Source organism: Campylobacter concisus (genome assembly GCF_902460545.1).
Lineage (GTDB): Bacteria > Campylobacterota > Campylobacteria > Campylobacterales > Campylobacteraceae > Campylobacter_A > Campylobacter_A concisus_AE.
Map to the genome: position 1 here is coordinate 140,145 of NZ_CABPUE010000007.1, position 12,916 is coordinate 153,060.

Consider the following 12,916-nt stretch of genomic DNA (forward strand, 5'->3'; position numbering starts at 1 on the left):
TTAAGTGCTACAAAAATTCTCAAAATTTAATACATTTCGCAAAAATATAAAATAAACTTTAGAAAAAATATTTACTATGATAAAATAAGAAAAAATTCTAAAAAGAAAGGAGAATTTTATGCAACAGACCTTAAATTCTCGTCGTAGCTTCATTGCAGCTGCAGGATTATTTTTTGCTACGACCGCACTAAAGGCTGCACCAAAGGACTTTAGTGGTAGTAATGTTCGCTACGGCATGGCGATAGATCTAACAAGATGTGTTGGATGTCAGTCATGTACTATGAGCTGTATGTTAGAAAACGACGTTCAGCCAGGCGCTTTTAGAACCATTGTTTCCGAGTATGAGGCAAGAGATAAAAGCGGTAAAATGGCAGTCATTGCGTCACTTCCAAGGCTTTGCAACCACTGCAACAATCCAGCCTGTATTAGCGTTTGTCCAACTGGTGCTAGCCATCAAAGAAGTAATGGCATAGTAAAGATTGATACAAAAGAGTGCATAGGATGTGCGCTTTGCGTAGAGGCCTGTCCATATCACGCAAGATATCTTAGCTTGCACACATATAAGGCCGATAAATGTACCTTCTGCGACCACAGACTAAGAGCAGGGCTTCAGCCAGCATGTGTGGAGAGCTGTGTGGGCGGTAGCCGTATAATAGGCGATCTTAACGATCCTAACTCAAATATTAGAAAATTTCTAGCCACACATGAGACTATGGTTATAGATAGCCCTAAAAATACAAATCCACAGGTGTTCTACCACGGTGTTAGTGAAATTTTGGCTAAAAACGATAAGAAACTCGAGCTTGATAATGGATATAAAAAGGTTATCAGCTGGAGCGAAGAGATAGCACAGTAAAAGGAAATAAATAATGCAAAGAAGAGAATTTTTAAAAAGATCAGCCGTGCTCTCAACACTAACCACGAGTGCTATGCTGGCAGATGAAGATAAGGATGACTATAAACCGCAGTCAAACTCGCTAGAGCCTGAATTTAGCGTAAAAGATGGCAAAATTTCACTTAACGACGGACATAGCGTTGTCTTTTCGATGTGTCACGGCTGTACGACGAAGTGTGGCATAAGGCTTCACGTAGATGATAAAAACGACCGAGTTTTAAGATGTAGTGGCAACCCATACCACCCACTTTCAAACGTACACTGGGCAAATTTTGACACATCGATAAATGACGCACTTCTTGCCACAACACTAAGTGGCGAAGACGAAAAGCGAGCCACAGTTTGCGCTAGAGGAGCGATATTACCTGAGATGATAGACTCACCTGCAAGGATACTAACGCCACTAAAGAGAGTTGGTAAAAGGGGTGAGGGCAAGTGGAAGAGTATAAGCTTTGAGCAGCTAGTAGAAGAGGTAGTGGAGGGCGGAGATCTCTTTGGTGAGGGGCATGTTGGTGGGCTAAGAGCGATATATAGCGACGAGCTAATCGATAGCGAAAATCCAGAGTACGGTACCAAACGCAATCAATTTTTAAGTTTTTATCTATATGACGGACGCTCTGACATCGTTGATCGCTTTGTTAAAAAGTCATTTGGCACTATAAATCACTACTCGCACGGCGGAATTTGTGGTGGTGGCTTTAGGGTCGGTGGCAAGATTGCGCACAACGCAAAGGGCTTTGCACATACAAAACCAGACTATGAAAACTCTAAATTTGTCATCTACTGGGGCACTTCGCCGTCAAATGGTGGCAACCCTTTCCAAAAACAGGCAAAAATGCTCTCTTACGCAAGAGGTACTAGAGATGACTTTGCCTATGCAGTGGTCGATCCAAGCGTTACAAACGCTGTAAAATACGCCTCTTCAGATAAAGGCCGCTGGATAGCGATAAAGCCAGGCACCGACTCAGCTCTAGCTATGGCGATGATACGCTGGATCATAGAAAATGAAAAATACGCTACAAACTACCTTATCCAGCCAAATTTAGACCAAGCAAAGCTAGCAGGCGAGATACACTGGTGCAACGCCACGCATCTAGTCATAACCGAAAAAGGTCACAAAGACTACGGCAAATTTGCACTTATCAATAACGAGTGGCAGGTCTGCTCGCAAGATGGCAAGATACAAAGCTACAAGGTAAATGAACCAGCCAAGCTCTACTACAAAGGCAAAATTTTAATAGACGGCAAAAAAGTCGAGGTAAAAAGCTCAATGCAGCTTTTAAAAGAGTCAGCTTATAAGCATAGCTTAGAGGAGTACTCAAAAATTTGTGGCGTGAGCATTGAAGATATCATCTGGCTTTGCGAAAATTTCACCAAAAATGGCAGACAGGTGAGCACAAACGTGCATGGCGGTATGATGCATACGCAAGCTGGTATGACTACTTTTGCGATACTTTGTCTAAACACACTAATGGGCACTTACGGCTACAAAGGCGGCAACGTCAATGCAAGTGCTGGTACACACGAGTTTTTAAAAGGCAGATATGACCTTGAGAGCTTTGAGGGCGCTTATAAGCCAAATGGTCTAAATTTATCAAGATCAGGCAAATACTACGAAACAAGCTCCGAGTATAAGCGCAAAGTAGCAGCTGGCGGCAGCGGCTATCCATCAACTCAGCCATGGTATCCTATCTCTATGCCACTTGTAAACGAAACGCTTACGAGTCACAAGGCCGGCTATCCATACAAAGTAAAAGTTTTCATAAACTACATGACAAACGTACTTTACGGACAAGCAGGACTTGAAAGAGCGGTCTTAGATGTGCTAAAAGATAGTAAAAATTTACCACTTTTTGTGGGCATCGACGCCTTTATGAACGAGACAAACGCCTATGCTGACTACATCGTACCAGACGGAGTAAATTTAGAAAACTGGGCACTTCCAAACTCTCTTTGGGGAACGATCGCTAAAACTTCAGTCGTGCGCTATCCAGCTGTTAGCTCAAAGCAGGCAAAGGATAAAAACGGCGGCGCGATCGACGTTGAGGCATTTTATATAGCCGTAGCAAAGAGGCTTGGACTAAAAGGCTTTGGCAAAAATGCCTTCAAAGATAAAGACGGAAATTTCATGGACCTTGACGTAAAAGAGCAGTATTATGCGGCTGCACTAGCAAATTTAGCCTTTGATGGCGAGGGTGTGAAAGATATAAGCGACGAGGACAAAAAGCTTAGTAAGATATCAAGAGTGATGACAAAACTAGATCCTTATCTAAAAGACGAAGAGAAGCCAAAAGTAGCGCACATACTAGCAAAAGGTGGCAGATACGATAGCTACGAGAGCGCATATAAGGGTGATAAAGCAACCGTAAAAGTGCCAGCACCTACGCCAGCTTCTATCTACTATGAGCCACTTGGTGGGCATAGACACTCAATAACAGGCGAATATATGCCAGGAGTGCCAAGTCTGATGCTGCCAGTAGCAAGTGACGGCACACCGCTTGAGAAATTTTTCCCACGCTCTGAGTGGAAATACGTAGTGAGCTCAAGAAAGTCAAATATCCAGCACTTCTACACCTTTGTTAGCCCAAGGCTAAGAGCTGTTCATCCTAGCAACTTCATAAGGATAGCACCAGATGTTGCAAGTGAGCAGGGCATACGCTCAGGCGATAAGGTCAAAGTGACTACGCCTTATGGAGCGCAAGTTGGCGAGGCATTTGTGACTGACGGCGTTGCTAGCGGGGTTATTAGCATAGAGCATGGATTTGGACATGATGAGTTTGGTATAAGAACGCACATCGTCGATGGAAAGCCAGCTTTTGGGATCGCAAATTTAGAAAAAGGGGTCAATCATAATAAGCTTGGACTTCTTGATCCAAAAAGAAATGGCGAATTTAGTTTAAATGACTGGTTGGTTGGCACTTGCGCTAGACAAGCACTTCCTACAAAAATAAGAAAGATCGGCTAGTTTGATATAAATTTGGCGAGTAGAGTAAAATTTGCTTGCCAAATTTCACTTTTTGTAAGAGCTTTTGACTGGTGGATTGTAAATTTATATATAGAGCAAGCTTTTAGGCTGCTTGCAAGCTAAAATTTCCTCATATATTTATAGGGTTTCATAGTTAAATAATGTTTTAAATTTCGCATGAGTTAAATTTAGTATTGCTAGTTTGCTTTGGTTTTAAGCGCCCTAGTTTGCTAGATCCTCAGCCACCTTTGCAGCAAGTCTCAGCTTGTCGCTATCAAAGTGAGTGTAAATTCTTGAGGTATTTAAGCTTGCATGACCTAGAGCTTCTTGCACCAAAACAAGGTCCTTTTGCTTTTTGTAAAGCATCGTTGCAAAGGTATGACGCAGCATGTGAGCACCATTTTTTTCTTTTCTGATACCAGCTTTAAATAAAATTTGCTCAACTATGCGGCTAACATAAGCCTGCGTAAGCCTGGTGCCTTTTTTATTGATGAAAAGATAGCCTTCTTTGTTGATATAATTTATTGCGATCGCGTTTAGATGAGCTTCTATTAGATGGCGTTTTATCATAACAATGCGGTATTTGTTGCCTTTGCCTCGTATCCTAATGATAAAAAGGTCGCCATCTTCAGTGATATCCTTTCGCTTTAAATTTAGAGCCTCGCTCACACGAATGCCAGTAAAAATTATCGTTTTTATTATGAGCTTATTGCGATTTGAGTTTTGCTTAAAATCGCTCTCCTCGATCGCATCAAGAAATTTTTTGACCTCATCTTCGCCCATAAACTCAGGTAACTTTTGCCCTTTATTGCCACTCACTCCGCCCCAGTTTTTTAAATTTATATCAAAAACATGGGCCTTGCCATCCTCTTCGTTTTGTTTGTCTAAAAACGCAAAGAAATTTATCACTGAGATGCGGTAATTTTTCTTACTAGCATCGCTTAGTCCGCCAGTCGTGCTAGCTAGTATTTCGCTTAACAGCTCTTCGTCGATCTGCTTTAGGCTGCTAAGCTCGTAAAATTTCATCGTTTCATATATTTTTTTAAGTGGATTAAAGTAGGTATTTATACCAGTAAGCCCTGCGTTTCTCGCGCTTTTTACCAAGCCATCAAGCTGATCAATGTTCTTTACCTCACGGCTTAGAGCGTAATTCACACTTGCAAGTGCCTTTGGATCTCGAAGCTCTTTATTCGAAAGTGAGCTAAGTTTAAATTTGACGTAGCGAGTGAGCCAAAATATAAATGAGTTTTCAAAATTATCTTTACAATCAAGCGGGTATTTCAAACCAATAACCTTAAATTTTTATTTTGAAAAGTATTATATTTGAAATTTTATAAAATCTACTCTTTTTAAAATTCAACTATAAAAGCTTAAGCAAATATCCATTTTCAGCGGCTTCAAGCTTATATTTATGCATCTTATCAAGTTCTAAAACCACTCTGAAATATCTATCATGCCAGCCTATGATCACATTTTTAAAATATTCATTTTCAAGTTTTAAGCTCTTAGTTTTAAAGCTTCTTGGCGGCTTTGCAAAGTCAAGAACGATCTTATTTTTCTCATAAGCAAAATGCTTTAAATTTTTAGCTTTTGTAGCGATTTTTAGCTCTTTGTTATTGGCTAGAAAGCTTATAAAACCTAGGAATTTAACATCCTTTCCGTTTTTTACATTATCAACTGGTTTTGTACTAGGCTCAATCTTTATCTCGACCACCTTTTGTTCAGGCTTTGTGGTAGTTTCTTTTGTTTTGTCTGTGCTAAGATCGATCACTACAACACTTGGAGTTGGCATATCTGAGGTTTTATTTCTATCTTTATTTGAAATTTTAGTTTCATTTTTTTCTATTATCACAGGAGTGCTTACTTTTTGGCTAGGCATATTTGCCATTGTGACCGAAACATCTAGCTTTTTTGCCACAACTGGTTCTGGATTTTTTACCTTATTTAAAGCAAATTCATCGCTGTAATCGATAGTTTTATTTATATCAGCTAGTCTTTTTTCCTTTATGGTGCCGTCATTTGCTCTATATTTTATGGTGACATCTAGTAAAAGTGCCGCATCACTTGGAAATTTAAACGAAAGAGAATCAAAGCTATCAAATTTTTCTATGATATTTGTTGTCATAACGCTTGTATTTAGCTCGCTAATAGGCATAAATGGGTTCTCTCTAGCAAAGATGCTTGCTGCAAATATAGATAAAACTAACCAAATTTTTTTCATCATTCCTACTTTTTATTAAAGTCTGGCTCAAGGCCTTGTAATTCAAAATAATCTTTTTGCAGACGCGCATTCATCTTTTTTAAAATTTCCACGTCCTCGCTAAGTCTCTCTTTTTTACTCTGAAGGCTTAACATAACATCAAGTGAGCGTTTGCCAAACATCATATTGCCTACATAAAAAGCAAACATAGCCACACAAATGGTGGCTATGACGTAGCGTAATGTTGGTCTAATATATTTTAAAATTTTATGAAATATGCCATCAGTGTTGCCATATTCGTCTAAAATTTCGCTCAAATATTATCCCCCAAAAACTCTCCAGCCTCAAGCTCGATCTCAAGCAAGCGGTTGTATTTCGCGTTGCGCTCGCTTCTTGAAGTGGCGCCTGTCTTTATCTCGCCAGTGTTTAATGCGACTGCGAAGTCAGCGATAAACGCATCTTCGCTCTCGCCGCTTCTGTGGCTCATGATGCAGCGGTAGCCGTTTCTTTGAGCAAGGCGGACAGTTTGCATAGTTTGCGTGACTGAGCCTATTTGATTTGGCTTGATTAAGATAGCATTTGCGATGTTTTTCTCGATGCCTTCGCGTAAAATTTTCTCATTTGTAACGAAAAGATCGTCGCCAACTAGCTGCACCTTGCTGCCAAGCCTTTTTGTAAGCTCAGCCCAACCGCTCCAGTCGTCCTCGCTAAGGCCATCTTCGATAGAGAATATCGGATATTTTTCGCAAAGTTTTTCGTAGTAGCTAATGAGCTCGTCGCTGCTAAATTTCTTACCCTCAAGCTCGTATTTGCCGTCTTTATAAAGCTCGCTTGAAGCGACGTCAAGGGCAAGTTTTATCTGGCTGCCTAGCTCATATCCAGCCTCTTTTACAGCCTGAGAGATAAGCTTTAGTGGCTCTTCGTTGTCTTTTAAATTTGGAGCAAAGCCGCCCTCGTCGCCGACAGCCGTGCTGTGGCCAGCTGCGTTTAGGATAGATTTTAACTTGTGGTAAATTTCAGTCGCAGCTCTTAGTGCGTCGCTAAATGTGCTAAAGCCAAATGGCATGATCATAAATTCTTGAAAATCAACGCTATTATTTGCGTGTGCGCCGCCATTTATGATGTTAAACATCGGCACTGGTAATATGCTAGCGTTTGCACCGCCAAGGTAGCGGTATAGCGGGATATTTAGGCTCTTTGCAGCTGCGCGAGCTACCGCCATAGATACGCCAAGAACCGCGTTTGCGCCTAAATTTGAGTAGTTGTGCGTGCCATCAAGCTCAAGCATCTCAGCATCGACTGCTTTTTGGTTATAAGCATCAAGACCTATCACTGCTTCTGCGATCTTTTCATTTACGTTTGAAACAGCCTTTAAAACGCCTTTGCCAGCATATCTTTCGTCTTTGTCGCGAAGCTCGAGCGCCTCACGCTTGCCAGTGCTTGCGCCGCTTGGTACGATCGCGCTTGCCTCGGTGCCGTCGCTTAGTCTAACCGTCGCGCGGACTGTTGGGTTACCCCTGCTGTCTAAAACCTCGTGAGCTTCTACATCTTCAATAAATACCATTATTCATCTCCTGCTTCGTTTGTGTCGTCGTCTTCGTCTTTTGCGCCGCTGCTTATTAGGTGATCTATACCCATTGAGCCTTTTATCGCCGCTACTATCTCATCAGAAATTTCTGGGTGCTCTTTTAGGTAGGCTTTGGCGTTTTCCCTGCCTTGACCCAGTTTTTCGGCCTTGTAGCTAAACCACGCGCCTGATTTGTCGATGATGTCGAGCTTTACGCCATAGTCGATGATCTCGCCCTCTTTGCTCACGCCCTCGCCAAACATGATGTCAAATTCAGCCACTTTAAATGGAGGTGCGACCTTGTTTTTAACCACTTTTGCTTTTGTGCGGTTGCCGATAGGTTCGTCGTTTTGTTTAAGTGTGGCTATCTTTCTAACGTCTATTCTTACAGATGAGTAAAATTTAAGTGCATTACCGCCAGTTGTGGTCTCTGGCGTGCCATATCCCATCATGCCGATCTTCATACGAATTTGGTTGATGAAGATAACAGTTGTCTTCATCTTGCTTAAAATTCCAGTTAGCTTTCTAAGCGCCTGACTCATAAGCCTAGCTTGAAGGCCAACGTGCTGATCGCCCATGTCGCCATCTATCTCGCTCTTTGGAGTAAGTGCAGCGACGCTATCAACCACGATAAGATCGACTGCGCCACTTCTAGCAAGCGTCTCAACGATCTCAAGTGCTTGCTCGCCAAAGTCTGGCTGAGAGACGTAAAGGTTGTCGGTATTTACGCCTAAATTTGAAGCGTATTTTACGTCTAGTGCGTGCTCTGCATCGACAAACGCACAAATTCCGCCAGCCTTTTGCGCTTCGGCGATGATGTGAAGTGTGAGAGTAGTCTTGCCAGAGCTCTCTGGTCCGTAGATCTCGATGATCCTGCCTTTTGGAACACCACCTATGCCAAGGGCCAGATCAAGTCCTAGCGAGCCAGTCGGTATCGACTCGATCGCCTCAACCTCTTTGTCGCCAAGTCTTAAAAGCGTGCCTTTGCCAAAAGCTTTATCGATCTGCTTTAGCGCAAGCTCAAGCGCCTTTTTCTTGTCCGCTTCGCTCTCTGGGATAGCTATCTTTTTGTCACTATCTTTTTCTTTTGCCATTTTTTACCTTATAGTTGAAATTTGGCTTGATTTTATCTAAAAAGAGATGAATTTTACTTGATTTAGTCGCAAATTATAATATTTTCGCCAAGCAGTGCAGCGCTATCAATGAGAGCAAAAAGGTGCTCTTTTTCAAACAAAAATCCATAAATTTGATCTTCGTTTTTCAGAATGGCAAGCTTAAGCGGCTCTACTAGCGAGCTTGAGCAGAGATTAAGAAAAACTTCATCGATATGATTTTGTGAAATTTGGGGTTTGGTTTTGAAATTTTCTTCATTTATAAAAGAGACAAATTCCTCTTTGCTAGTAGATTTATTAAATTTAAAAATTAGTTTTTCTTTTAAGGCTTGTGCTAAAATTTCATCAAATTTAACTAGGTCGATGTAGTTTTGCACACCTAAAATTTGAGCAAAATTTAGTAGATTTTTATCATGATCAGCCATATTTTTCTCATGCTCGCTTTGTGCCTTTTTAGCCCTATAAACGGCATAAAAACCAATCATAATAAACAAAATAGAAAGTGTTAAAACTTCTGCTAAAAACTCACTCATCATCATCCTTATAAAATGCAAACTTCAGTCTTAAGCTCTACGCCAAATTTCTCTAAAACCCTAGCCTTTGCTAAATTTATAAGATTTGTGGCGTCTTCAAAGCTTGCGTGGTTAAAATTTATCAAGAAATTTGCGTGCTCTTCGCTAAATTTCGCTCCGCCGATCACGTGTCCCTTTAGCCCCACTGCTTCAATCAATGCCCCTGCAAAGTGCCCATCTGGATTTACAAAACAGCTGCCAAAGCTAGCTCCTTTTGGTTGATTTGCCCTTTTTGCGCTTATGGCTTCAGAGATGCTTGCGTCAAAGCCGCTTTGAAGCTTAAATTTAGCCCCCAAAATGGCCTCATCTATGCTGCTGTGACGGTAGCTAAAGCTTATCTCATCTTTGCTTACCCAGCCACGAGCCAGACGCACATGCGTGAGGTTGTCGCTTATGCTAAATTTAAGCAGTCCAGCGTTCATCTTGATAAGTCCGCCAAGCGTGCCTGGGATATTTTTTAAAAACTCAAGGCTAGCTATGTTGTTTTGCTTGCAGAAGTTATAAATTTTGGCTGATTTTGTCGCAGCACCTATCTCAAGGCAAATTTTTTCATCACAAATTTCTAAATTTATGTAGTCAAAGCTCTTGCCAAGCATCGCCATTTTTGGGGGATTTGGCGAGACAAGCAAGTTGTTGCCCCCGCCTATCATCACAGAGCCTGAAAAGTGAGGTGAGCTTAGATCTTCAAGACTTGTAACCTCAAAAATTTCATGCACGCCGCCTATCCTAACCGAGGTAAATTTAGAAAAATCAACAAGCCTCGTCACTGGATAAATTCCGGTATAAAATCAAACATGCGAGTGGTAAACTCAACCATCATAGAGATCATCCAAGGCATCAAAAATATGATAACAACGACGACTAGCAAAATTTTTGGCACAAAGCTTAGCGTGGTTTCATTTATCTGCGTAGTCGCTTGAAAAATGGAGATGATAAGACCTGCTATTAGGCCGCTTAACAGCATCGGAAGGCTAATGTAAAGGGCGATCTTAAATGTTTCAACTCCAAGTGAGACAAGCGTGCTTTGCATTAGCTAAACCTTACTTCGTTATATTCAGTAGGTATAAGGTAGTCGTTTACGTCGATCGGCTTTTCAAAAAAACCTTTATCGTAGCCTATTTGATAGAGCTTATTTAGCGCTTTTAACTGAGTTTCGTTCATGCTTATAGACTCGTCATTTGCGTATAAATTTAGATATGTTTTTAGCTCGTCTTTGCCAACTCTGATGAGGTTTCGCTCCATTAGCATGTGAGATAAAAATGGCTTGTGAGAAGTGGCGATCCTAACGGCCTCGCTAAGCACCCTCTCGCATTCGATCGCGTCAGTTATCGGTAGGCTTCGTCTAAGTGCCATGCCACCAAGTGGGAGCGGTAAATTTTCGCCGTTTAGTTCACTCCAGATATCCCAAATTTCACGCTCGACACAGAGCTCGCCTGAGAAATTTAAGATGCTTTCATGTATTAGTACGCCAGCATCGACTTCGCCGCTAAGCACAGCATTTTCGATCTCAAGGAAATTTTTATAAACTATCCTTGCTTCTGGATAGGCGATACGAAAGAGCAGGGCATTTGTCGTGTTTTTGCCAGAGAGCGCGACCTTGAAATTTCGCTTTAGCTGCTTATTTTTTAGCTTGATAAGCTTTGGGCCATATCCATTGCCAAAGCTCACCGCGCAGCGTAAAAGCGCATACTCGTCGCAAATTTTTGGATAGAGTGCAAAGCTGATCGCTGTGGCCTCATAAGTGCCTTTTAGCGCCTCTTCGTTTAGCGTTTCGATATCAAGCGCCTTTGATGTGAAGGCTAAATTTTTACTGCTAACCCAGCCAAATTTGACCGCGGCATACATGAAAATATCGTCAGCGTCCGGCGAGTGAGCGACGTTTATGGTTTTTAGATTATGCAAAGATGATCCTTTTTTTGATTACGCCATTTTAATGAAATTTATTTAAAATAAAGTTTTAAGGGCGGCTCTGAAACGATTTTACCAGCTTTGCCTCTTTGAAATTTAGCATGTATTTTACGTCTATGGCGTCTTTAGCCCCTTTTCTTCGAGCTAAGATCGTTGAGTAAAATGGATGCTTAAGCTCAAGCATCTTAAGCAGTTTTTGATCGCTATCTTCTTTTTTTATATTTTCAACGATTATTGTCGTTATAAATTTGCCATCAAACTCGTAAAATGGCCATACTATTACGCCAGCATCGCTTGTTTTAAAGTCCGTGATTTTAGATTTTTTAGGGATATTTAGCATGGAGATAATCTTTTTGCGGGAGCTGTCCAAGTTTTGTACTGAGATCACCTTTATAAGCAGGTCTTTGTTCGCTCCGAGTCCATTTTCACTAAATCGATAAACTCCGTCTTCAAAGATACCAACCTTTTCAAAGGCATTAGCGTAGTTTGCGGCGGTGCAAACGGTTAGAAAAAGCGCTAGAAACATTAAAATTTTTATAAATTTCATCTTTTCTCTTAAAACTTAACTCTCTTTAGTCTATCTGAAGCGAAATTTTTTCTGCCAAATTTAGCCTCATTTTTGCCGTTTAGCTCGACTAGATCGCCTGTAAAGCCACAAATATCATTTTTAACAAGATAGCTTCCCACGCCATAAGTATCAACCGGCGTGTTATAAGCTTCAAAATCTTCTATAATCTTAGGACTAAATCCTGAGCTAACGACGATTTTGACGTATTTAAAACCAGCTTTATCAAGCGCCTCTCTTAGAGCAAATATAAGCTCCTTGCAAACGCCATGCGGGTCAAATTTGCTCGTATCTTTGCCTTCAAAATACTTATCAATTAAATTTTTACTAGTATCCACTCTAACCGCGCCAAGCCTCTCTTTTAGGGCATTTGCAGCCTTTAAGGCGTCCGTTATCACATCGTTGTTATAATCAACCAATGCCGTGATCTTCTCATTTTCAAAGGTCTTAGCATAAATTTCTGAAGCTTTTACTATATCTCCACCGCACATTTGAATGAGTGCATGAGGCATGGTGCCACCACCTTTTAGCCCAGTAAGCTCGCCCTGAGCATCTGTGGCGACCTTTTTGATGCCGCCGATAAATGAAGCATAGCCGTCACCTGGTTGCGTGTAGATGTCATCTTGCCTGTCTGCCATGCTAAAGACGTCCTTGCCATTTGCCGCTCTTATCACATCTCTTGAGTTTGTCGCCACGCAGCTTCTTCTAGTAAGCGTCGCATCGATCACATTTTCTAAAAAGCCAAAATTTTCATACTTGCCGCTTATTTTTAAAACTGGCTCGTTTGCGTTTATGATATCGCCATCATTAAGCGCATAAATTTCAAGCTCCCTTGGGTCTTTGGCAAATTTATTGATGACGGCTAAAACCTCGTCAATGCCACAAAGCACGATATCATCGCGCCTTTGGAAAAACTGCATCGTCACGTGCTGATTTGACAAATTTTGCTTAATTATCTCATTTACTTTTAGAAAATATTTCGCAGTAAAGTAGCCCTCGCCGATCCTTGGATCTAGCTTAAAGGTCTTGTCTGTTAGCCTTTTTATCTTGCCTTGCATCTTTAGCTCAAGTTCGTTCATATTTGTCCTTTTTTTAGCGTGATTATAGCATTTTGGTAGAAAAGTGAAAATTA

At 41.1% G+C, this 12,916-nt stretch carries 13 protein-coding genes; 2 read left to right on the forward strand and 11 right to left on the reverse strand.

Translation table 11 applies throughout. The features are described from left to right. Window positions 1-118: 118 nt before the first annotated feature. Together FZ949_RS05955 and FZ949_RS05960 are read left to right on the forward strand one after the other, a co-directional pair. Window positions 119-856, forward strand: coding sequence for a 4Fe-4S dicluster domain-containing protein (locus FZ949_RS05955; RefSeq protein WP_103579426.1), 738 nt, complete (start codon window positions 119-121; stop codon window positions 854-856). A gap of 13 nt (window positions 857-869) precedes the next feature. After that, a complete protein-coding gene (locus FZ949_RS05960; protein WP_148790231.1) occupies window positions 870-3,860 on the forward strand; it encodes a molybdopterin dinucleotide binding domain-containing protein in 2,991 nt (996 codons plus the stop codon). Between the two features lie 222 nt (window positions 3,861-4,082). On the opposite strand, the gene FZ949_RS05965 is transcribed toward FZ949_RS05960, so the two are convergent. The 11 genes from FZ949_RS05965 to FZ949_RS06015 all read right to left on the reverse strand — a co-directional run bounded on the left by FZ949_RS05965 (window position 4,083) and on the right by FZ949_RS06015 (window position 12,863). Further along, window positions 4,083-5,144: a tyrosine-type recombinase/integrase gene (locus tag FZ949_RS05965; protein WP_103579428.1), complete on the reverse strand. Its 1,062-nt coding sequence runs from the start codon at window positions 5,142-5,144 to the stop codon at window positions 4,083-4,085. A gap of 76 nt (window positions 5,145-5,220) precedes the next feature. After that, window positions 5,221-6,081, reverse strand: a complete 861-nt coding sequence (locus tag FZ949_RS05970) for an AMIN domain-containing protein (RefSeq protein WP_103579429.1) — start codon at window positions 6,079-6,081, stop codon at window positions 5,221-5,223. Between the two features lie 5 nt (window positions 6,082-6,086). Next, window positions 6,087-6,269, reverse strand: coding sequence for a hypothetical protein (locus FZ949_RS09675; RefSeq protein ID WP_180378667.1), 183 nt, complete (start codon window positions 6,267-6,269; stop codon window positions 6,087-6,089). Between the two features lie 104 nt (window positions 6,270-6,373). Further along, the gene (gene eno, locus FZ949_RS05980) at window positions 6,374-7,624 is read right to left on the reverse strand and encodes a phosphopyruvate hydratase (RefSeq protein ID WP_103579430.1); all 1,251 of its coding nucleotides are present in this window, start codon (window positions 7,622-7,624) and stop codon (window positions 6,374-6,376) included. Continuing rightward, window positions 7,624-8,721, reverse strand: coding sequence for a recombinase RecA (recA, locus tag FZ949_RS05985; protein ID WP_021085361.1), 1,098 nt, complete (start codon window positions 8,719-8,721; stop codon window positions 7,624-7,626). Before recA ends, eno begins: the two co-directional genes overlap by 1 nt. A gap of 62 nt (window positions 8,722-8,783) precedes the next feature. Continuing rightward, window positions 8,784-9,272, reverse strand: a complete 489-nt coding sequence (locus FZ949_RS05990; protein ID WP_103579431.1) for an addiction module antitoxin — start codon at window positions 9,270-9,272, stop codon at window positions 8,784-8,786. Between the two features lie 8 nt (window positions 9,273-9,280). Further along, window positions 9,281-10,078 carry a UDP-N-acetylmuramate dehydrogenase gene (locus FZ949_RS05995; RefSeq protein ID WP_103579432.1) on the reverse strand — a complete coding sequence of 266 codons (798 nt, stop codon included), beginning with the start codon at window positions 10,076-10,078 and terminating at the stop codon, window positions 9,281-9,283. After that, window positions 10,075-10,341: a flagellar biosynthesis protein FliQ gene (fliQ, locus tag FZ949_RS06000; protein WP_085658662.1), complete on the reverse strand. Its 267-nt coding sequence runs from the start codon at window positions 10,339-10,341 to the stop codon at window positions 10,075-10,077. Before fliQ ends, FZ949_RS05995 begins: the two co-directional genes overlap by 4 nt. Continuing rightward, complete coding sequence (locus tag FZ949_RS06005; protein ID WP_234410281.1) at window positions 10,341-11,156, reverse strand: menaquinone biosynthesis family protein; 816 nt, start codon at window positions 11,154-11,156, stop codon at window positions 10,341-10,343. The genes fliQ and FZ949_RS06005 overlap by 1 nt, the downstream gene beginning before the upstream one ends. A gap of 112 nt (window positions 11,157-11,268) precedes the next feature. After that, window positions 11,269-11,766: a chemotaxis protein gene (locus FZ949_RS06010; protein ID WP_103579434.1), complete on the reverse strand. Its 498-nt coding sequence runs from the start codon at window positions 11,764-11,766 to the stop codon at window positions 11,269-11,271. An 8-nt stretch (window positions 11,767-11,774) separates the two neighbouring features. Next, window positions 11,775-12,863 carry a nicotinate phosphoribosyltransferase gene (locus FZ949_RS06015; RefSeq protein WP_103579435.1) on the reverse strand — a complete coding sequence of 363 codons (1,089 nt, stop codon included), beginning with the start codon at window positions 12,861-12,863 and terminating at the stop codon, window positions 11,775-11,777. Window positions 12,864-12,916: the final 53 nt, after the last annotated feature.